Raw genomic sequence first — 20,453 nt, forward strand, 5'->3', positions numbered from 1 at the left:
TCATGAACACCTTTCCGGGTTATAGCCCGGGAAACTGTTCATGATCATGGGGCGGACGGCGGCGACGGTCAGCCACGGCTGCGGAGCGAGGATCTTGGCTACCTGCGGTGCGAACGTGGGCGAGCCGACCACCACGTCGGCGGTGGCTCCGTCGGCGACCACCTCGCCGTCGGCCACAACCACCACCCGGGTCGCCAACTCGGCCACGAGCTCGACGTCATGGGTGGCGAGAATGACGGCGTGGCCGTCGGCAGCCAACTCCCGGAGGATCTCAGCCAGCCGCTCCTTGGCCGGGTAGTCAAGCCCCCGCGTCGGCTCGTCCAGAAGTAACAGCGGCGGCCGGGCTACCAGGACGACGGCGAGCGCCAGTGCGAGTCGCTGTCCCTCCGACAGGTCCCGCGGGTGAGTCTCGTCGTCCACCCCCGGCGCGAGCCGGTGCAGCAGCTCTCGGCAGGCGCCCGGCGACGCACCCGTGTCGGCGTCGGCATCGGCGCATTCCGCCGCGACGGTGTCCGCGTAGAGCAGATCGGTCGGGTCTTGAGGCACGAGGCCCACCGCGCGCACGGTGCTGGCGGGGGCGGCCGCATGCGGATCGACGCCACTGACCCGGACCGTGCCGGACACGGGTTCCACGAGCCCCGCCAGAGCGGTCAGCAACGACGACTTGCCCGCGCCGTTGCGGCCCATCACCGCGACGATTTCCCCGGCGCCGACATCGAGCGAGACGCCATGGAGGGCCACGGTCGAGCCGTACCGCACCGCCAGGCCCGACACATGGCAACGTGGCAGGGCCGGGTCCGGGCGCTCGCCGTGCCTCCCACCGGCTGGAGCGCGCCCAGGCCGGCTCCGCAGCCGGCGCAGCCACCGGGGGCCGACGCGCCGGGGTGGGGCTGAGCCGGCCGGATGATCGTCACCGTTGCTCGGAACGTGGGGAGGCGGCACCGGAGGCGGCACCGACGGGGTCGCCCGGTCGGCGGCCGGTGCGGGGCCCTGCGGTGCTTCCCTCACCAGATGCTCCCTGAGCGGTGTCGCGGCGCGGCGGGCGTCCCGGATGGACAACGGCAGGGGAGACCAACCGGCCAACCGGCCTAACTCGACGACCGGTGGGGCCACGAGCGCGGTCCGCATCACCTCGGCCGGCGTCCCGCTGGTGACCGTCCCGTCGCCGGGCAAATGAACCACCCGGTCGGAGTACTGCACAACACGCTCCAGCCGGTGTTCGGCCAGCAGCACCGTCGTTCCCAGGTCGTGGACCAGGCGGTGCAGGGCGGCGAGGACGTCTTCGGCGGCCTGGGGGTCAAGGGCCGACGTCGGCTCGTCCAATACCAGGATCCGTGGGTGGGCGATCATCGCCGCGCCGATGGCGACCCGCTGCCGTTGCCCACCCGACAACGTCGACATCGCCCGGCGACGTACGTCGGCCAGGCCGAGCAGGTCCAGCGTCTCCTCCACTCGGCGGCGCATCACGCCCGGTGGCAACCCCAACCACTCCATGCTGAAGGCGAGTTCGTCCTCGACCCGCTCGGCGACGAATCCGGCGCGTGGGTCCTGTCCGACGAAACCGACGACGTCGGCGAGGTCGCGGGGTCGATGGCGGCGGGTGTCGCGGCCCTCCACGAGGACCCGGCCACCGAGAGATCCGCCGGTGAAATGCGGGACGAGGCCGTTCACGCAGCGCAGCAGCGTGGACTTTCCCGTGCCGGTCCGCCCGACGACGAGGCACAACTCGCCTTCGCCGACGGTGAGGTCGACGTCGCGCAACACGGGTGCCGCCGCGTCGTCGAAGCGGACCGATACCGCATCGAAGATGATCACGACGGCACCTCCTGACGGACCCGGTGTGGAGGCGCCAGCCAGGCCGGAGCCAACGCGGCGAGTGCTCCGACGGTCGCGAGCAGCGGGAGGTCCGGCATGATCAACGGCACCACCATCAGGTTCATGCCGGCCTGCCCGAGGGCGCCGGCGACGACGAACGCCGCGGCGACCACCACACCCGACCCCGCCACCAGCCATTCCGGAGTCCGCCACGGATCAGGCCGATACCGGGTCCGCTGCGCTCCGCGGCCACCGAGCACCAGGCCGGTGACGGCAGAAGCCAGCCCGATGCCGAGTCCGGCTGGGGCCACCGCGGTGGCCGTACTGCCGTCGAGCAAGCCATACAGCCCGACGCACACACCCACCAGCCCGGCCAGCACCAGTGGCCCGGACGATCGGCGACACCGCGGGTGCACCGCCGCGGCGCGGCCGAAACCCCGGGAGTCCATGGCCGCGGCGAGATCCAGCGAGCGCTCGAGTGACCCCTGCAACACCGGCATCGCCACCCGGCCGATGGCCCGGATCCCCCGCGCGTGCCGGCCGCGTAGCCGGTGCGCGCGGCGGACCCGCCCGGCGTCCTCGATCAAGCGCGGAGCGAACGTCATCGCCACCACCAGCGCCACCCCAGCCTCGTAGAGCGCCCCGGGCACCGAGCGCAGTAGGCGGCGGGCGTCGGCCAGCGCGTTGGCGGCGCCAATACACGCGAGGATCGCCGCCAGGCGGAGACCGTCGTAGAACGCGAGGGTCAGCGTTTCGGCGGTGATGGGACCACCCAGCTTCACCCCGGCCGCCCACTCGGGCAGGGTCAGCTCGGGAAGTCGGACCACCACCGTTCCACCGCCGTATGCCGAGGTGAAGAGAACCTGGATGGTCATCCGGACGGCGATGATCAGCAGCCCGAGCTTCAAGAACACGGCGAACGAGCGGCTCCACGGTTCGTCGCCCCGGCGGGCCGCGACGACGTAGGCCGCCACCGCGATCAACAGGGCCAGCAGGAGCGGGTTGGTGGTCCGGCTCGCAGCCGCGGCGAGTCCGAGGGCCCACAACCACCATGCACCGGCGTGCAGGGCGCGGGGGAGCCGGATGTCCGCCAGCGCCCGATGGAGGCCGTCCCGGCTCATCGTCTCCGCGAACGCCGCGCTTGGAGGATAGCTCCGGTGGCGATCAGCACGATGATGGCGAGGCCGATGGTCAACGCCACCGCGCGGTTGTCATCGCTGGTGGTTTCGCTGTCCGGATCGTCAACGTCGGCGTCGGCCGCGTCTGCGGGCAGGACCAGTGTCACGTCCTCCCCGTCGTCCGTTGGTGCCGCACCGTCGACCTGCGAGCTGCATTCGGTTGCCGGGTAGCCGTCGAGGCCGCAGGCCATGCCTTGATCGAACCGGACCTCGGCGACGGCGGTGAGGACGTCCGCGCCGCTGGCGTCCTGCGGCACCACCGCGCACGCACCACGTGCGTCGGGTGGCGTCTCGCCGTCGGGGGCGTCGTCCGTGGTGCCGTAGTCGATGACGACGGCGACCCGCTTCTCGTCGTCGTCGGCGGTCGCCGCTGCGCAGATCTCGTCGAATACGTCGCCGGTGCGAGGGAGCCGGGTACTGGAGGTGTCACCGACGGCCAACCGCCAGCCTTCGAGCGCCCCGTCCGCGGGGACAGTGTCCGCCGGCCCAGTGGGCGCGAACGTCCATTCGCCGTCGGACCATTGGAAGTAGCCCCAGTACCGGAACGCGTCGGCGTGGGCGTTTGAAACCAGAGTGATCGAGAGCAGAGCGGCAATAGCCAGGGTGGCCAGCACTCGCAGGCGCATCGGTCAAACCTTTCGTTGAGCGGTCCGGTGACGAGGTGGACCGCATCACCGCCGGCGCGGATACGCCGGACCGTGCGAGTGTCCAATGCCTCGTCCCGCAGGCCTCGACGGAACGTGGGCCGCTCGCATCCGATCCGGCATTCCGGCTCACCACGGAGATGGGACGCGGCGCATAGCACCGCGCGTGGCCTACGGCTGCGGGTCAGCGTCGGTGTCCGACCGACTTCCCCGGACCGGGTGCGTGAGGTGGTTCAAGCCAACCACACCCCTGTGAGCTGGTCAAACTCGCTCAAGATCGGAGTCGGCATCTTACCCCTCGCCCGTGATCGTTGTCGGCTTTCAGCCTTCATCCCCGGTGATCGTTGTCTGATCCGCGTCGCTATCGCGACCGGATCACGACAACGATCACCGGCCCGGAAGGCTGAAAGCCGACAACGATCACGGGCGAGGGGTGCTGCGGCAGCGGGTGTCGGCGGCATGTGGCAGGCTCGACGTGACGACGATGGAGGAGGCAACGAGCGATGGCGTGGTCCTGGCGATTCGTGAACGCCGACGGTGAGACGATGATGAACGACGAGGGCACGCCAGCCGGGCAAGGTGTGGAGTTTCCCACCCAAGCCGACGCCGAGAGCTGGATTGGTGAGCACTGGCGCAATCTCGCCGACTCCGGTGTTGATGGTGTCACCCTGTTGGAGGATGGGCGGGAAGTGTACGGGCCCATGAGCCTGCAGCCACCGGAGTGACCCGTCCACCTGGTGCGGCCAGCCCGCGGACGTCCGCGTCAAGGGAGCGTATACCGCCCGCGTGAGACCATTTGTCCGCTTGTATCGACAACAGCGCGGACCTTCGGCGTCCGCGCATTCGGGCCCGCGGTGCGGTCCCGCGGCGGGTATGTGTGGTGCGTTTGGCCGGGTGTGCCCGCCCGGGGTGGCCGTCCGTTTCGCCGGACCGGGTCTGCCGCTAGTGGAGGAATGTTGTGCGAAGTTTGGTCCGATCGTTCGTCGCCTCGGTTCTCGCCGCGCCGATCAGCTTGGTCGTCGTCGGGGTGTTCGTGGTCCCCGCGGCCGCGCAGACACCGGTGGGCGAGGCCTGTGATGCCATCCTCGTGGACCATGCCGGCCAGTTGAGCGCCGGTGAAGCCGCCGAGGTCGAGCGGGCCGCGCGGAGTTTCCGCAGCGACCTCTCCTACGAGGTCCGCATCCGTGTCCTCACCCAGGAGCAGGCACCGTTCCTCGAAACCTGGGTCGACGCCGAGGAGCAAGCCTGCCGGTCCTGGCAGGGACCAGACGGGGGCTTCCGCGGCAACCTCGTCGTGCTGAGCCTGACCACCGACACCGCCGACGAGACCGGCGAGACGCTGATCGCCTACGGCGACCGGATGCCCGACGCCATGGACGACATTTGGCCTCGTATTCAGGCCGACACCATCAACCCCGCGCTCAACGACGGGGCATGGGCTCGAGGAATCGTCGAGGGGTTATCGGATATCCGCGACGTCATCGACCCCCAGGAGGACGTCTCGGTCGCGGGTGTGGTCATCGCGGCTACTGGTGCCGCCGGCATCGGAGGTGGCGTGGTCTACGTGCGGCGACGCCGGCGCAAGCAGCTAGCGGACCGGCTGCATCGCAGCGCGGCCGAACTCGACACCTTGACTCTGCGTCTCGACCCGCTGACGGAAACGCTGCGCCGGGACATCGAACTCGTCCGTACCGCGATAGCCGACGACGAGGTGGCCGCGGCGGTCGGAGAGTCCGGCCAGATGCTCGATACGGCGGATCAGTTGGTCTATCAACGCTCCGAACTCAGCGCCGATCGCGACCTGCTGACCAAACGGCGCAGCCTGGCCCAGGTCACCCATGGTGTGCAGGAGTGGGAGGCGCTGGAGGCATCGGTGCGCGACCTGATCCCGCGGCTCGAAGGTGAGCAGACCCGTCTCGCGGCGATCCTCGCCGTCGGTCAGGAGGCCCCAGGCCGCCTCAACCACATCGCCGAGCTGAAGTCCCAGGTCGAGCGGGCACGTGAACAAGCCCAAGCAGACGGATACGTGACCACTACCGACGCGGCCGTGCTGGACATCGTCGACGAGAAGGTTGCCGTCGTCGGTCGGCTGCTGGCGGAACGGCGGTTGCTCGCGGTCGACGCGGAAACCACCAAGACGATCGCCGGTTTGGAGACCGCGCGTGAGTCGCTCACCCGGCTGGCGGAGCGCGAGGCGAGCTTGCGGCGGCAGCTCGACGAACTCGATCAGGCGCAGGCCGACGTCGCCGGACTCGACGCCACCGCGGCCAACGCGGAGGAGACCTTGCGCGCGGAATTCGCCCAAAGTGTGGTCGAACCCGTGGCCGGCCGGGTCGAAGCCGGCCAGGACGGCATCGAGCGGGCCGCGGCATCGATCGCGGCCGCCCGCGACGCCCTGGGAATCCGCGACCTCGGCGCGGCGGAGCGCTGCCGCGGCGACGCCACGACAGCACAAGGCTCCGCCCGCTCGGCCTTGACGTCGGTCGTCGACCAGCTGGAGCTGGCCCGGGAGCTACGGCAGAGTGTGCCGGAACGGCACCGCGCGGCGGCGAACGCGGTCGCCATCCTTCGTGACGTCGTCACCAAACTCGGTAGGGCCGCCACCACCCAGCTTCAGCAGCAGGCCAGTGAGCTCGCGGTGCGTGTGGAGGCCGTGAACCTCCAGGTCGAACGGCCGGACTGGATCGCGCTGGACCAAGAGCTGCAGGCGATTGCCGCCGACGCGGAGAAGGCTACCGCTGAAGCAGAGAAGATCCGTCATCAGGAGGAGCAGCGGCGCCACCGCGAGGCGGACCGTCGGCATCGTCAGTACAGCCGAAGCTTCGGCAGCTCGACCGGAAGCCGGCGGCGTTCATCGTCGCGGGGCGGATCGTCGCGGGGCGGTTCGTCGCGGGGCGGTTCGTCGCGGGGCGGTTCGTCGCGGAGGTCGAGTGGCGGCAGCCGCCGGGGTGGGTCGTCGCGGCGATGACGGGGGTCCGCGGCGCCGAAGCCGGCTCTGTGGAGAAGGGAGCTGAAGAGCCGGGCGTGGGTCATTCGGGTGGTGCGAGGTCCTTGGTGTAGTACCGGTTGATGTCGCGGACCGGCTCACTGGAGTAGGCGTCGGTGGGCACATAACCGCTGGAGGTGTACAGGGCGATAGCCTCCGGCTGTTTGACCCCGGCGGTCAGCACGATGCGTTTGTAGCCGGCTGCCGCCGCTTGACTCTCGAGTTCGGACAGTAGCCGCCGGGCATGGCCGTCGCCACGATGGTCGTGTGAGACGTACATACGCTTGATCTCGGCGACCAATTCGTCGTGACGCCGGAACCCGCCAGTAGCGACCGGCTCGTTGCCGACGAATCCGACCAGGAACTGGCCTTGTGGTGGGGCGAACTCGTCGGGCGCCACCGGGGTGTCGCCGCCGTCCCCATACCGCTCGATGTACTCCTGCTGAAGCTCGTCCTCGAGGGCGCGCACAACAGGGTCGGAGTAGCGCAGCGACCGGATGGTGATTTCTACTGCGCCGGTCTTGCCGCGGGAAGTGTCCCTCACACCAGATCTCCAGGTTTGACAGTCGGTTTGGGAAGCCTGAGCCGGCGGATCTGCATGGCTCTCATCAGTGCGTAGAAGGTGTGGCCACGCCGTTGATCGTCCGGGAATCTCTTGCGGAACTCTCGTTTGACCCGGATTCCCAACACCGTCATATCGACGAACAGCATCAGCATGACGACCAGCCATACGGTCATGCTCAGCAGCTGGATCTGCGGGATGGGAACGAAGTTCAAGAACAGGACGGCGAGAATGATCGGGAGGAAGAACTCGCCGACACCTCTTCGGGCGTCGATGAAATCGCGGAGGAACTTCCGCTCCGGACCTTGGTCACGCTGGAGGAAATAGCGCTCGTCGCCCGACGCCATGGCCTGTCGTGATCGGGCGCGCTGGGCTTTGATCCGCTCACGTTCCTTGCGCATGGCTTCGCGGCGGTTCAGTGGCGGGCGTACCCGTTCTTTTCGGGCCTTCTCGGCTTCGGTTCGCTTCGGAGTCGGGCGGCCTTTGGCCGTCGGCTGATTCTTCTCGGCACCGCTAGCCGAGCCGGCGCCGTCCTGGGCGGCGGCGGTGGCGTCGGTGCCGGAATCGGGCGTCTTGGAGTCGGATCGGCGACGGAACACACCTATAGGGTAGGTCAGGAGTGCAACCTCCCCTGCCATCGCGGGACTTGACGCCGTAGGGTAGGAGGCGAAACGCTCCGCACTACCATCAATGATTCACGCTCGAGAGAAGGGCTACCTGGCCACATGGGGATCCTCCAGCGAATGTCCATGATCTTCCGGGCCAAGGCCGAGAAAGCATTAGATCGCGCCGAGGACCCCCGGGAGACCCTCGATTACTCCTACAAGAAGCAGCTCGAGATGCTGCAGAAGGTGCGCCGTGGCGTGGCTGATGTCGCCACCAGCCGCAAGCGCATCGAGGTGCAGATGACGCAGTTGCAGCAGCAGGGCGACAAACTCCAGCAACAAGCCAAGAAGGCGCTATCGCTCGGCCGGGAAGACCTCGCCCGGGAAGCACTGGGCCGTCGCTCGGGCGTGGAGGGTCAGCTGTCCGACCTCCGGACGCAGCACGAGACGCTGCAGGCGGAGGAAGAGAAGCTGACGTTGGCCGCACAGCGGCTGCAGGCCAAGGTCGAGTCCTTCCGCACCCGGAAGGAAACCATCAAGGCCACCTACACCGCTGCCGAGGCGCAGACCAGGATCGGTGAGGCGTTCAGCGGCATCTCCGAGGAGATGAGCGACGTCGGTCTCGCCGTCCAGCGCGCCGAAGATCGTACGGCTGAGCTGCAGGCGCGTTCGGGTGCCATCGACGAGTTGCTCGCCTCTGGCGCGCTCGACGACGTCACAGGCGCGCCGGGCGACGACATCTCCGCCGAACTCGACCGGCTCTCCTCGACCAGCGACGTCGAGCTTGAGCTCGCCCGGATGAAGAACGAGATCACCGGCGGGCCGAGCGAGGCGCCCAAGGCGCTCGAAGGCGAGGCTTCGGCGGCTGAGGCGGTCCAGGCAGACCGTGAGGAGGAGCAGCGGTGATTGTCCGGATCATGGGGGAAGGCCAGCTCCGCATCGCGGATGAGCACTTCCCGGAACTGAACCGACTGGACGATGAGCTCGGTGAAGCCGTGGAATCCGGCGACGACGAGCGCTTCCGCGCCGCCTTAGTGCGCCTGCTGGACCAGGTCCGCCAGGTGGGCACACCGGTGGGCGACGACGAGCTCGTCGACAGCGATCTCGTCCTGCCCTACGCCGAAGCACACATCGACCAGGTCCGCGAGCTGCTCACCGAGGAAGGCCTGATCCCACTCGAGCCGCCCACCCGCTGACAGGCACGGGCTGGGTCCACGACGGCGGTATCTCGTCCGGTTCTTCCGGGCGGGTGCCGCGTCGTCTGGGAACGCTGCAGCACGCTGCGGCGTTGTACTGAACGGGTGCTGGCTGGCGATCCGGCCGGCGCCGACATCGGTTGGAGCAGGAGGACACCTACGGTGGCACGCACGAAGTTCGCCCCAGATCGTGGGCTGACAGTCCGCATGGTGGCGACCATGGTCTTGCTGGCGCTGCTTTATGTGGTGCTGGTCGGGGCCATATCGGTGGCTTCGAATGCGTGGTTGCTGGGAGTGCTCGTGGGCCTCGGTGTCCTCTGGGCGCAGTGGTACTTCTCGGACAAACTCGCTTTATCGGCGATGCGTGCCCGTGAGGTATCTCCCCAGGAGGATCCCGCCCTGCACGCGATGATCGACCGGCTGTGTGCACTGGCCGACATGCCCAAGCCGAAGGTGGCGGTCGCCGACACCGATCTGCCGAACGCGTTCGCTGCCGGTCGCAGCCCGGATCGGGCGGTCGTGTGCGTGACCACCGGTCTGCGGCGGCGGCTGGACGAGCGTGAGCTCGAAGCCGTGCTGTCACACGAACTCTCGCACGTCGCACACCGAGACGTCCTGGTGATGACGGTCGCATCTGTTGTAGGGGTGCTGGCCGGCTTCATCACTCGTATCGTCTTCTTCAGCGGCATGGGGCGCAGCCGCAGCAGCAACAACAACGGCGCTCCGATCATTCTTGTCGTGATGTTGGTGGCCGCGGTGGTGTACTTCGTGAGCTTCCTGCTGACCCGGCTGCTCTCCCGGTATCGGGAGCTGGCCGCGGACCGGGCAGGTGCGATCCTCACCGGCCAACCGTCGGCCTTGGCCAGCGCTCTGACCAAGATCTCCGGCGACATGGCGCGGATTCCGTCGCAGGATCTGCGCGCCGCCGAACCTTACAACGCGTTCTTCTTCGTCCCAGCGTTAACCGGCAAGATGGACATCGCGGCGCTCTTCGCCAGCCACCCACCGCTAGAGCGGCGCTTGGCGCAACTCGACAAGATCTCAGTGGAGCTGGGCCGAGAATGACCCGACCCGCTCGTTGTAAGGTCGGTGGGTCGCACCTCGCATCATGAGTGATGAACTGGTGAACAGCGTGGGTGGCAGTTCGGCGGGGGAGTATGGGTAACTGGTTGGCGGAGAACGCAGGGCAGGCGAGCTGATGGGTTTTTGGGACACGATCTTCGGCCGATCCAAGCGTGTCGAGCCGAATCTCGACGCTCTCTTCGCTCTGCCTACGGCGGCCTTGACGCTTGAGGCGTCGGCCCAGATGCATCCCACCGGGGTGGGCGCGGTGTGCTTCCGGCAGGCAGAAGGAGGCCCTTTCGCCCGGCTCAAGGCGGAGATCACCGAGCTGCTCGACGGCGCTGAGCCGGAAGAAAGCCGTGATGAGTTCGGCTATACGTGGCTCGTGGTCAAGCGTGCCCCGGACGACATGGCGGCGCTGTGTACCGATCTGCACGCGGTGAACTCGTCCCTGGAAGCAGCCGGGTTCGGTCCTTCGCTGCTGTGCACCACCATCGGGCTACGTTCCGACGACGCCCGCGGGCTGGCCCTGGTGTATCTGTACAAGCGGGGGACGTTCTACCCGTTCGCGCCGGTCGACAGCCGGGCCCAGCGGCGCGACAACGCCTTGGAGCTGCAGGTGCGGGCGCTCGTCAGCGGCGACCTCACCATCGAATCCGACGTCAGCCGCTGGTTCCCGGTCTGGGGCGCACCCGGCGTCTAGCCCCGTTGTGCACCTGATCTCCATTTGTGCACCTGATCTCCGTTTCCACCTCTGATCGTTGTCGGAGCGGAGTGCCTGATGACGACGTAGGCGGTGCGGACGGCCGGCGTCCGTACGACGTTCGTTGCGCGCTGCCGATGGTCAACGATCAGATGCAGTAGTCGCCGATGTAGGCGTGGTTGTGCATCTGATCCACCCAACGTCCACATCGTGGCGATGATCAGACGACCGTGCCGAACAACTGCGCATCTCACGGCTCGGCAAGCGCATCTGATCATCGGGGTATTCGCCGCGCGTGTCGACACGGTGGCAGCAGGTGGACGCCGCTCCTATTGCCCGTGCCCCCGTGCCCCCGTGCCCCCGGCGTGCGGCGTTCGGGCAGGGCGTGCGGGTGTGACATGCCAGCGGCGTGCTCACGCGCCCGATACATCCCGTTTGTGGGGCCGCTCGATGTGCCATTGCTTCGTTGCCACGTCTGCGGGCATGACCGCCTGCTGGCTCAGAGTTGCGGATAGACGGCGTGTGAGGTGGCCTATTCGCAACTCTGAGCCAGCAGGGGGCACACTGCGAAACGATCAGATGCGTACCCCGCACACCGACACTGGCGGTCGCCACCACCATGCACCTGATCGTCGCCACAGAAACGATCAGGTGACAACAGGGACGGTCAGCTCTTGACGGCGCCGGCGGTCAGGCCCTGGATCAGGTAGCGCTGGGCCAACGCGAACAAGACGACCACGGGGATGACGGCCAACACCCCGGCAGCCAGGATGCCGCCCCAGTTCTGCGCGCCCATACTCTCCATGACCTGGGCGATGCCGATCTGTACGGTCCGGGTGTTCGACGAACTGGTCATGATCAAGGCGTACTGGTAGTCGTTCCACGCCAGGATGAACGCGTACAGTCCTACCGCCACCAGACCCGGCTTGGTCAACGGGAGGATCACGCTGACCAGCGTGCGGAACCGGCCGGCACCGTCCACCTGTGCGGCGTCTTCCAGTTCGGTGGGCACGTTCTTGAAGAAGCCACTCATCAACCACACCGCGGCCGGCAGCGTCATGGTCTGGTAGATCAGCACCAGGATCGTGCGAGTGTCCAACAGCTGGAGGTTCATCGCGATCTGGTACCACGGCAGCATGATCATCGGCCCCTGCACCATCTGCGCGATCAGCAGCCCGACGATCGCCACTCGGGCGCCTCGACCCTGGTAGCGGGCCAGCCCGTAGCCGGCGAGGCAGGCGAAGAACGCGGTGAGAAGCGCCGTCAGCCCACACACGATGAGTGTGTTGCCCATCAGCTTGGTCATGTCGAGCCCGCGGCCGCCGAGCGCCCAGGAGTAGTGGTCCAGGGTGGGCTCCTCGATCCACCAACTGGGTGTCGACGAGAAGATGGTCTGGTTGGTCTTCAACGACGAGACCAGCAGCCACAGGCCGGGTAGCAAGATGAAGCCCATGACGACGGCGAGCGCGCCGTATCGCCCGGCGGTCTTGGCGGCGGAATCTCTGAACACGATGCCCCCTTGTTATCGCCGGCCGAACAGGCGGGCGAGGATGCCGGCGATGATGAGGATGATCAGCATGGCGGTGGCCGCGACCGCTCCTGCCATGCCGAAGTCGAAGCGCTGGAATGCCTGCGTGTACACGTAGGTCGGCAGGATGCTGGTGGCGAAGCCGGGACCGCCGTTGGTTAGTGCCCAGATCACCTCGAACTTGAACCAGGTCAGCACGACGGCGATCATGCCGGCGACGAACAACGTCGGCCGAATCATCGGCAGGGTGACGTACATCAGCCGTTGCCGGGCGGAGGTGCCGTCGACGTCGGCGGCTTCGAGGACGTCGCGGGAGATACCTTGCAGCGCCGCGAGCACCATGAGGGCGATGAACGGCGAGCCCATCCAGGTGGAGGTGAGCAGCAACACCGGCCACACCCAGATCTCGGACCCCAGCCAGACGATCGGTTCGTCGAGGATCCCGATCTGGGTGAGGTAGTGGTTGGCCAGGCCGTGTTGCCCGTCGAAGATCCACCGCCAGATGATCGCCACCACGACGACCGGCATCACCCAGGGGATCAGCATGAGCCCGCGCCACAAGCCGCGCAGCCGCAGCCGTTGGTTGAGCACCAGGGCGATGGTCGTTCCGACGACGAGTTGCAGGGTGGTGGAGCCGATCACCCACAGGAAGCTGTTGCGGACGACGCGCCAGAAGTTGCGGTCTTCGGTGAACAGGTGCTGGTAGTTGTCCGCGCCGACGAACCGTTGTGGGTCCGGGCTGGTGAGACGGTGGTCGAAGGTGCTGAGTCGCACCGTCTCGAACAGCGGGTAGAACTGGGCGACCAGCAGGTAGAGCAGCACCGGCGACATCAACAGCAGCCAAAAGCCGTGTTTCTGCCGCCATCGGCGGATCCGTCCGGGCCGGGACACGCTGCCCGGGTGAGGTGGCTGCGCCGGGCCCGGCCTGCCGGTTGGGGCAGGCCGGGTGCCGGGGCGTGCCGTGGGCACGGGGGTCTGGTTCACTGCCGGTCCTTGACCTCGCCGATGCGCTCCATCAGAAGCTCGTACGCTTCGTCGGTGGTGATGCCGCCGTCGTTGAAGTTGCGCATGATCTCCTGCACCTCCGGTTCCATCTCGGGCTGTCCGGGGATGGGTTCGTAGGCGACTCCGCCGTCGTCGATGAGCGCCGTCATGTCTTCGATCTGTTGTTTCTGCCCCTCGACGGCGTTCGGGTAGATCTCGTCCACGTGCTCGAAGATGGCCTCGTGGTCGACGGTGGTGCGGGCGGGTACGTGGACGACGCTGGCCTGGCGGGCCACCCATTCGTCGCCGACCAGCCGTTCCAGCACGCTCCAGGCCAGGCCGGGGTCGTCGCCACCGGAGAACACCGCGTAGCCGACGTTCATCACCGGGGCACTGCTCTGCTCCGCGGACGGGCCGGCGGGGTAGGCGATCTGCCGCGAGACGCCGATGATGTCGGGGTTCAGCTCGTAGACGTTGGGTGTGAAGAAGGTGCCGGCGGCGATCATCCCGATCTCGCCGTTGGCGTAGGCGCGGAACATGTCGGCGTAGTCCCAGGTGATGTCGGCGGCCGGCCGGTACGGGCGTAGTGCCTCGAAGTGGTCGAGCAGCTCACGCCACTTCTGTTCCGACGCTGGATCGGTGTCGTTCATGAGCAGGTCGTTGCTGTAGGCGGCCGTCATGGGCACCCGGAAGGCGAAACGGGGGTTGCCCATCGGGTAGGCGAATCCGTGGGTGTCGTCGGTGGTCATCGCCTCCGCGGCGGCCTCCATGTCGGCCCACGTCTGGAGATCCTCGACCTGCATGCCCGCCTCGGTCAGCAGTTCTTCGTTGACGACGAGGGTGAACGCCTGCGCCAGATACGGCACCGCGTACAGCTGGCCGTCGACGGTCGAGTATTCGAGGGTGCCAGGCCGGAACTGCGAGCGGTCCAGGTCGCTGTTGTCCAGGTAGTCGTCCAAGGGGGCCAGGCCCTGCAGGCGCACCAGGTCGAGTACGTCCTGGGTCATGGTCAGATCGGGTGGATTCCCGGCCTGGATCTGGATGGCCAGCTGATCGGCCATGTCGCCCCAGGACATGAAGTTGTAGTCGAGCGACAGGTCCGGGTTGAGGTCGGCGAGGTCAGCTTGGAAGTCTTCGGCGACGCGCATCTCTGGGTCGGATGTGCCCGGCCAGATGAACTGCAACTCGCCGTTGGCGTCTTCCAGGCTGGTGACGTCGTTGGTGTCGCCGTCGCGGGCGGGTGGGCCGTCGTCGTCGGAGCCGCAGGCGGCGAGAACGAGGGCGGCGGCGATGGCGGCCGATGCCAGCTGGCCGCACCGGCGGCGAGCGGTCATGGGGGTAGGTGGGGTCACGGCTTGCTCACTCCTTTGTGCTGCTGTCCGGTGGTTCACCGATCGGTGGCCGCGGCCGTTCGGCCAGGGCGGGGCGGCCGCGGCTGTGGGATGTCTGGCCGGGGATGTCCGGCCGGGGGATGTCCGGCCGCGGGACACGCTGGACCGCTGGCGGTGGGTGCAGGGCGGTCGTCGGGCGTTTGGGCCAGTCAGCGAACCGGGTGAAAGGTGGGGTCGTCGCGGTAACACCGCTCGATCTCGGTGCGGTCGCGATCGTCGAGTGACGGCAGTGGCATCCGGCTGGTGCCGATGTCCAGTCCCTGGAGGCGAAGAATCTCCCGGAGGAAGGCCAGGAAGTCGTAGCGCTCCAACCGTTCGATGAAGGCGGTGGCCTGGCGTTGGAGGGCCCGGGCGTCGTCGACGCGGCCTTCTTGGATGGCTCGGTACAACTCGACGTACAGCTCGGGCATGACGTTGTACGTCGACCCGACTCCGCCGACAGCACCGTAGAGCAAGCCGCCGAGGAGCACGTCGTCCATGCCGTTGTAGATGAGGAAGTGGTCGGGGGTGTGTTCGGCGATCCGGCCCATGGCCCCGAGGTCTTTGGAGCTGAACTTCAGCCCGGCGAGGACACCCTCGTCGGCGAGGGTGAGCAGCCACTTCGGATCGAGGTCCCGACCGGTCAGGGACGGGATGTGGTAGCCGTACAGCGGGACGTCGACGGCGGCCGCCACGGCGCGGTAGTGGTCGGCCATGGCGTCGTCGGGGATGTCGTAGTAGAACGGGGCGACGGCGGCGACGGCCTGTGCGCCCGCTGCGTATGCGTGCTTGGCCAGTTCCACCGTGGTGCGGGTGGCGAGGGTGCCGACGTGTGCGATGACCGGTACTTCGGCGGCGACATGGCCGATGGTGGCGTCGAGTAGTGCTTTGCGTTCGGCGACGGACTGAACGACACCTTCGCCCGCGGTGCCGCCCACGAACAGTCCGTGGACGCCGGCGCCCAGCAGCCGGTCGACTAGTTTGAGTGTGCCGGCCACGTCGATCTCGCCGTCGTCTTTGTACCCGGAGATCAGGGCCGGGAAGATGCCTTTCACTGGACCTCCTCAGGGTTGGTTGGTGCCGCTGGCCGGGTGGCGTCGTCGACGTGGCTGGCCTCCACCGAGTGTTCGATGCCGGCGAAGTGCTGGCTGACGGCTTCCACCAGCCGCCGGGGGTCGTCGGTGCGCAGGGCGGCGATGATCTCGGCGTGGATCTCGACGGCGTGGGGATTCTTCTCCGCCAGCTGTTCTCCGATGCGGTTGTACAACTGCCAGAACAGGTCGATCAGGTCGAGGACCAGGCGGTTGCCGAGTGGTGCGAACAGCCGCCGGTGAAAGGCGAGATCCAGTTCGGGTGGCGGTTGACCGTCCACCTGTTGCTCACGCATCTGTTGGACGATCTCGTCGAGATCGGCGAGGTCCTGCTCGCTGAGCACCTTGCTGGCTTTGACGATCAGGTGCTCTTCCAAGGCGTGCCGGACCTCCAGCACCTCCTCGAACGCGGCTCCGTCGAGGAGCAGCCCGTAGGGCAGATGCTCGAGGATGGGATCGAAGGTGAACTTTCCGACGAACAGCCCGGTGCCATGGCGTGCCTCGATGACGCCGAGCGATTCCAGGCTGCGGGTGGCCTCCCGCAGCGAGGCCCGGCTCATACCCAACTGTTCGGCCAGCTCCCCCTCGGACGGGAGCGGATCTCCGGGCCGCAGGCCGTGGTCGAGGACGTATTGCCGGACGGCCTTTTGGGCCTGGCGGTAGAGGGGTACACGCATCGAGTGTGACTCCGATCGACGGTTCTGGACGCCCGGACGAGGCCGGGGCGGGGCGAACCCCTATGTAGGCGAGTGATCGTCAGAGCAGGTCAGCGGCTTCTCTGATGGTCATCGCCGAGCGGATCGGACAAGCTCCGGGGAGACGGGTCCGGTAGTGCATGCACGGAATCTCACATCAGATATCCGATATCTGTCAACCCCTTGACGGCTTTCTGATGATGCTTGTTAGATATCCGATATCTCCGGAGATTAGATATCCGACATCTACTCGCGTGGGAGGCATTCATGCCCGATTCCCGCACCACGAGCCCGAACTCAGCCGCCACTCCTCCAGGTGCATCGCCGACCGGGCCCACTCAGCCAGAGCCGACGCAACCTGGGCCGCACGCGGCTCCTAGCCGGCGCCGGGTCCTGTCGGCCAGCGCGGCAGCCGTGGCCGCGGCCGTTGCCGCACCCGTCGCGCTGGCATCACCTGCGTCCGCAGGTGCCGCCACGGCTGGCGGCTCGCCGGGTCGGCCGGGTCTGCCGGCTCGGCCAGTGACGTGGACTCGACTGCCCGACATCCCGGCCAACGTCGATACCTGGTCGCCGTCGCTGCCCGTCGGCGCAGGACATTGGCGGCAGGTCGGACTAGCCGCGATGGTCGCCGGAGTCCACGACGACCACCTGATCGCGGCCGGCGGGGCCAACTTCCCCGAACCCGCCCGCACCGCCACCAGGGAGAACGAACTCGGCAAGGTCTACTGGGCCGACGCTTTCGTGTTACGACGACGAGATAACACCTACGAGTGGGTGGACCGTGCGATGCGGCTGCCGGACGCGGTGGCTTACGCGGCCACCGTCAGTACGCCGCGCGGTGTTCTCGTGCTGGGCGGTGAGGGCTACCGGGGCGGCGCCAACGGCACCGGGCAGGCCCCGCTTGAGATCTTCGCCGACGCCTACTATCTGCGCTACGACACCACCGCTGGTGAGCTGGTCCGCGACGATCTGCCCGATCTCCCGCGGCCGATGTCGTATGCGGTCGCCGGCGTCGTCGACGAAACCGTCTTCGTGGCTGACGGTGGCGACGTTTACCGACTGGATCTACGTGACCCCGACGCGGGATGGGCGAGCGTCGAACCCTGGCCAGGTGAACCACGACGGGTCGCCGTCGGCACGGCCCAGAACGGCCGGTTCTACGTGTTCAGCGGCCGCAGCCAGGACGCGGACGGCGAGTGGCGGTTCCACCGCGACGGGTACGCCTACGACCCCCGGCGCCGGCGTTGGGCTCAGGTGGCGGAGCTGCCATGGTGTGTGACCGCCGGGTTGGCACACCCCGTCGGCCGGGATCAGATCCTCGTCGTCGGCGGCGACAAAGACCTCGACCGCTGGAACCTCATCGAGCATCACACGGCCCTACGTGGGCAAGCGCCAGCCGGCTCGGCCGAATGGCACGAACACAACGACGTCGTCACCTGGCTCTTCGACCACCACACCGGGTTCAACACCGAACTACTTCTCTACGACACCCGACGAGACCGCTGGCAGGAGATCGGACACTATCCGGGCTCGCCGCCGGCCACCGCTCCGGCGGTGCGCTGGGGCGACGACCTCGTCGTCGTCAGCGGTGAGGCCGGGCCCGGAATCCGGACGCCGCGGGTGTGGCGGGCCAGCGTCGCCCCCGGTCGATCGCCGGTTGCCTGATGTCCGCCCGCCTGCGCCCGGCGCGCGAATCAACCGGCGGACAGATCGAAGTCGACCCGAAGACACCACCCGGCCAGCCGGGTGGGACCTATCCGCATTCCCCATCCGAGGAGAGGAGTCGCCCATGTCGTTGACCGACCGGCGCATCCGTACGTCTCGACGTCGATTGGCGAGGACCCTGGCCCTGGGCCTCGCTGCCACCACCGCGCTCTTGACGGTTCAGGTCACCGGTAACGACGGCCCGGCCGCCATGGCGCAAGCCCCGGGTCCATCCGGAACCGTCGTCTTCGAGTCCGGTACCGACGGCTATCACACGTTCCGGATCCCGGCCATCGTGAAGGCCGCGGACGGCACACTGCTGGCATTCGCCGAGGGGCGGGTGGACGGCGGCGGCGACACCGGAGACATCGACCTCGTCCTGCGCCGGTCCACCGACGGCGGCCAGACGTGGGGCGAGTTGCAGGTGGTCGGCGACAACGGCCAGAACGTGTTCGGCAACCCGGCGCCCGTCGTCGACGAGGACACCGGCCGGGTGATCTTGCTCAGCACCCACAACGCCGGGAACGCCACCGAGACCGCGATCCGGCGTGGTGAGGTTTCCGCCGAGGAGAGTCGCCGGGTGTTCGTCCAGCACAGCGACGACCACGGGGTGAGCTGGTCGGAGCCACGAGAGATCACCGCCGACACGAAATTGCCGGACTGGCGCTGGTATGCCACCGGTCCGATGCACGCGATCCAGTTGCAGCACGAGCCATATCGCGGCCGGCTGGTCGTGCCGGCCAACCACTCCGCGGCGCCCCCTGACGGCTCGGGAGACACCGGCGCGGAGAACAAGTACTACGGCGCACACTCGCTGTTCAGCGACGACGGTGGCCAGACGTGGCAGATCGGCGGCGTCGACCGGCCCGAGGACGGTGTCATCAACCCGAACGAGAACAGCGCGCTGGAGTTGAACGACGGCCGGGTGTACTTCAACGCCCGCGACCAGAACGGCACGTCGCAACCGACCCGGGCCGTCACCTACAGCAGCGACGGCGGCGCCAGCTTCGACGGGCCGTACCGGTCGGAGCCGCAGCTCCCGGCCCCCGTGGTGCAGGGGGCGACGGTGCGGCTGTCGTCTACCGCGCTCGGTGACCGTGCGAACCGGGTGCTGTTCTCCGCCCCGCGCGGGCCGGGACGGGCCGGCATGCGGATCTCCAGCAGCTTCGACGAGGGGCAGACCTGGAACGACGGAAAACTGATCCACGACGGGCCGGCCGCGTACTCGGACATGGTCCGCCTCAGTCAGAAACGGGTCGGTATCCTGTACGAGGCCGGCGTCAACGGGCCCTACGAGACGATTACCTTCGAGCAGTACACCACCAGAGACCTCGACCGGCCGGAGCCGCCGGACCCGCCGCACCGGCTGCACACTCCGGACGGCTCAGGGTCTGGCAACGACGCCCAGGTGCACGGCGCCCCGGCATTGATCGACGGCCGCTTCGGCCAGGCGCTCGACCTCGCCGAAGGTGACCACCTGGTGGTTCCCCCGTCGGAATCCGTCCTGGGAGCGGGGGACACGTTCACCGCCGCGGCCTGGTTCCGGACCGAATCGTCCACGTCGCAGGCGATCCTCTGGGCGTACGGCGTCGGCTCTGGTGCGCCGCAGTGGTGGATTCGGGTGGAGCCGGCGGCCAACCGGTTGCGGGCGTTGGTTGATATCGGCTCGGCTTCGCGTTCCCTCGTCGCCCCCGGAAACCTGGCCGACGGCGAGTGGCACCACGTCGCGTTGACCCGCTCGGGTACGGCGATCACGTTGTACGTCGATGGTGAAGCCGTGGCAGTGGCCGATGATCTAGCCGGGTCGACCTCATGGAACGCGCGGCATGGGATCCACGTTGGTCAGCGCTTGGACGGCGTCAATCCGTTGGTTGGTGCGGTAGACGAGGTTTACCTGTACGACCAAGCGCTCTCGGCGGCCGAGGTCGCGGCGCTGGCCGGCGAGAACGCCGCGGTGGGCGACGGTCAGGTTCTGCATCTGGAACTCGAGGCCATGGTGCGTGGGGTTCGACGGTGAGCCTCGCATGTGGCGGGTGCTACCGCCGCCGCTCGCGTGCACCTGATCTCCGTTTTGTCATCTGATCGCAGGGGTCGAGGCGATCAGATGCGCCAACCGCGGACGACGGCGCGGTGTGGCGCATCCGATTGCGTCGTGGAATGTGGACGCGCGGCGATCAGATGCATTGCAAACGTGTGCGGTAGCTGTGGTGTCTCGGGACATCGCTGACGGGTGTGTCTCGGGACATCGCTGACGGTTTGAGTGTGTCATGTGGGTTGGGGTTCGCGGTGGCCGCGTAGGTCGTAGCGGGGTTGGGCGCTGGGTTGGTAGC

At 67.8% G+C, this 20,453-nt stretch carries 18 protein-coding genes; 8 read left to right on the forward strand and 10 right to left on the reverse strand.

Going from position 1 to position 20,453, the window contains the following annotated elements:
• Genes G8760_RS26990 through G8760_RS27000 form a run of 3 tightly spaced genes read right to left on the reverse strand, consistent with a single transcriptional unit; the run spans position 1 to position 3,619 of the window.
• Positions 1–1,815, reverse strand: coding sequence for an ABC transporter ATP-binding protein (locus tag G8760_RS26990; RefSeq protein WP_166355946.1), 1,815 nt, complete (start codon positions 1,813–1,815; stop codon positions 1–3).
• Positions 1,812–2,936, reverse strand: coding sequence for an energy-coupling factor transporter transmembrane component T (locus G8760_RS26995; RefSeq protein ID WP_166355947.1), 1,125 nt, complete (start codon positions 2,934–2,936; stop codon positions 1,812–1,814). The genes G8760_RS26990 and G8760_RS26995 overlap by 4 nt, the downstream gene beginning before the upstream one ends.
• Complete coding sequence (locus G8760_RS27000; protein WP_166355948.1) at positions 2,933–3,619, reverse strand: SCO2322 family protein; 687 nt, start codon at positions 3,617–3,619, stop codon at positions 2,933–2,935. The genes G8760_RS26995 and G8760_RS27000 overlap by 4 nt, the downstream gene beginning before the upstream one ends.
• 521 nt (positions 3,620–4,140) lie before the next feature.
• Between G8760_RS27000 and G8760_RS27005 the strand changes: the two genes are divergently transcribed.
• Both G8760_RS27005 and G8760_RS27010 read left to right on the forward strand, forming a co-directional pair.
• On the forward strand, positions 4,141–4,362 hold the full coding sequence (locus tag G8760_RS27005) for a hypothetical protein (RefSeq protein WP_166355949.1): 222 nt from the start codon (positions 4,141–4,143) through the stop codon (positions 4,360–4,362).
• A gap of 233 nt (positions 4,363–4,595) precedes the next feature.
• Positions 4,596–6,605 carry a TPM domain-containing protein gene (locus G8760_RS27010; protein WP_166355950.1) on the forward strand — a complete coding sequence of 670 codons (2,010 nt, stop codon included), beginning with the start codon at positions 4,596–4,598 and terminating at the stop codon, positions 6,603–6,605.
• A 61-nt stretch (positions 6,606–6,666) separates the two neighbouring features.
• On the opposite strand, the gene G8760_RS27015 is transcribed toward G8760_RS27010, so the two are convergent.
• Positions 6,667–7,167, reverse strand: a complete 501-nt coding sequence (locus G8760_RS27015) for a GNAT family N-acetyltransferase (protein WP_207782779.1) — start codon at positions 7,165–7,167, stop codon at positions 6,667–6,669.
• Positions 7,164–7,784 (reverse strand): DUF3043 domain-containing protein, encoded by a 621-nt coding sequence (locus G8760_RS27020; RefSeq protein WP_207782780.1) that lies wholly within the window; start codon positions 7,782–7,784, stop codon positions 7,164–7,166. Before G8760_RS27020 ends, G8760_RS27015 begins: the two co-directional genes overlap by 4 nt.
• Before the next feature lie 126 nt (positions 7,785–7,910).
• On the opposite strand from G8760_RS27020, the gene G8760_RS27025 reads away from it, so the two are divergent.
• The 4 genes from G8760_RS27025 to pspAB all read left to right on the forward strand — a co-directional run bounded on the left by G8760_RS27025 (position 7,911) and on the right by pspAB (position 10,751).
• Positions 7,911–8,696 (forward strand): PspA/IM30 family protein, encoded by a 786-nt coding sequence (locus tag G8760_RS27025; RefSeq protein WP_166355952.1) that lies wholly within the window; start codon positions 7,911–7,913, stop codon positions 8,694–8,696.
• Entirely contained in the window at positions 8,693–8,986 is a 294-nt protein-coding gene (gene pspAA, locus G8760_RS27030) for a PspA-associated protein PspAA (RefSeq protein ID WP_166355953.1), read from the forward strand. Before G8760_RS27025 ends, pspAA begins: the two co-directional genes overlap by 4 nt.
• Positions 8,987–9,148: 162 nt before the next feature.
• The gene (gene htpX / locus G8760_RS27035; RefSeq protein ID WP_166355954.1) at positions 9,149–10,051 is read left to right on the forward strand and encodes a zinc metalloprotease HtpX; all 903 of its coding nucleotides are present in this window, start codon (positions 9,149–9,151) and stop codon (positions 10,049–10,051) included.
• Positions 10,052–10,184: 133 nt separating this feature from the next.
• The gene (gene pspAB / locus G8760_RS27040) at positions 10,185–10,751 is read left to right on the forward strand and encodes a PspA-associated protein PspAB (RefSeq protein WP_166355955.1); all 567 of its coding nucleotides are present in this window, start codon (positions 10,185–10,187) and stop codon (positions 10,749–10,751) included.
• Between the two features lie 667 nt (positions 10,752–11,418).
• Here the strand turns inward: pspAB and G8760_RS27045 are convergent.
• The 5 genes from G8760_RS27045 to G8760_RS27065 all read right to left on the reverse strand — a co-directional run bounded on the left by G8760_RS27045 (position 11,419) and on the right by G8760_RS27065 (position 16,401).
• Entirely contained in the window at positions 11,419–12,261 is an 843-nt protein-coding gene (locus tag G8760_RS27045) for a carbohydrate ABC transporter permease (protein ID WP_166355956.1), read from the reverse strand.
• Positions 12,262–12,273: 12 nt separating this feature from the next.
• A complete protein-coding gene (locus G8760_RS27050) occupies positions 12,274–13,263 on the reverse strand; it encodes a carbohydrate ABC transporter permease (protein ID WP_166355957.1) in 990 nt (329 codons plus the stop codon).
• Positions 13,260–14,615: an ABC transporter substrate-binding protein gene (locus G8760_RS27055; RefSeq protein WP_166355958.1), complete on the reverse strand. Its 1,356-nt coding sequence runs from the start codon at positions 14,613–14,615 to the stop codon at positions 13,260–13,262. Before G8760_RS27055 ends, G8760_RS27050 begins: the two co-directional genes overlap by 4 nt.
• Positions 14,616–14,803: 188 nt before the next feature.
• Positions 14,804–15,688: a dihydrodipicolinate synthase family protein gene (locus G8760_RS27060; protein ID WP_166355959.1), complete on the reverse strand. Its 885-nt coding sequence runs from the start codon at positions 15,686–15,688 to the stop codon at positions 14,804–14,806.
• Positions 15,685–16,401, reverse strand: a complete 717-nt coding sequence (locus tag G8760_RS27065; RefSeq protein WP_166355960.1) for a FadR/GntR family transcriptional regulator — start codon at positions 16,399–16,401, stop codon at positions 15,685–15,687. The genes G8760_RS27060 and G8760_RS27065 overlap by 4 nt, the downstream gene beginning before the upstream one ends.
• Positions 16,402–16,686: 285 nt before the next feature.
• On the opposite strand from G8760_RS27065, the gene G8760_RS27070 reads away from it, so the two are divergent.
• Positions 16,687–18,084 (forward strand): galactose oxidase, encoded by a 1,398-nt coding sequence (locus tag G8760_RS27070; protein WP_166355961.1) that lies wholly within the window; start codon positions 16,687–16,689, stop codon positions 18,082–18,084.
• 124 nt (positions 18,085–18,208) lie between these two features.
• The gene (locus G8760_RS27075) at positions 18,209–20,140 is read left to right on the forward strand and encodes a sialidase family protein (RefSeq protein ID WP_166355962.1); all 1,932 of its coding nucleotides are present in this window, start codon (positions 18,209–18,211) and stop codon (positions 20,138–20,140) included.
• Positions 20,141–20,453 lie beyond the last annotated feature (313 nt).

It is taken from the genome of Phytoactinopolyspora limicola (assembly GCF_011320225.1).
Lineage (GTDB): Bacteria > Actinomycetota > Actinomycetes > Jiangellales > Jiangellaceae > Phytoactinopolyspora > Phytoactinopolyspora limicola.

Excerpts from the sequence above, each read along its gene's own strand:
- G8760_RS26995 (WP_166355947.1), bottom strand. The coding sequence starts at position 2,936 with ATGAGCCGGGACGGCCTCCATCGGGCGCTGGCGGACATCCGGCTCCCC.
- G8760_RS27000 (WP_166355948.1), bottom strand. The coding sequence starts at position 3,619 with ATGCGCCTGCGAGTGCTGGCCACCCTGGCTATTGCCGCTCTGCTCTCG.
- G8760_RS27005 (WP_166355949.1), top strand. The coding sequence starts at position 4,141 with ATGGCGTGGTCCTGGCGATTCGTGAACGCCGACGGTGAGACGATGATG.
- G8760_RS27025 (WP_166355952.1), top strand. The coding sequence starts at position 7,911 with ATGGGGATCCTCCAGCGAATGTCCATGATCTTCCGGGCCAAGGCCGAG.
- pspAB (WP_166355955.1), top strand. The coding sequence starts at position 10,185 with ATGGGTTTTTGGGACACGATCTTCGGCCGATCCAAGCGTGTCGAGCCG.
- G8760_RS27065 (WP_166355960.1), bottom strand. The coding sequence starts at position 16,401 with ATGCGTGTACCCCTCTACCGCCAGGCCCAAAAGGCCGTCCGGCAATAC.
- G8760_RS27070 (WP_166355961.1), top strand. The coding sequence starts at position 16,687 with ATGCCCGATTCCCGCACCACGAGCCCGAACTCAGCCGCCACTCCTCCA.
- G8760_RS27075 (WP_166355962.1), top strand. The coding sequence starts at position 18,209 with ATGTCGTTGACCGACCGGCGCATCCGTACGTCTCGACGTCGATTGGCG.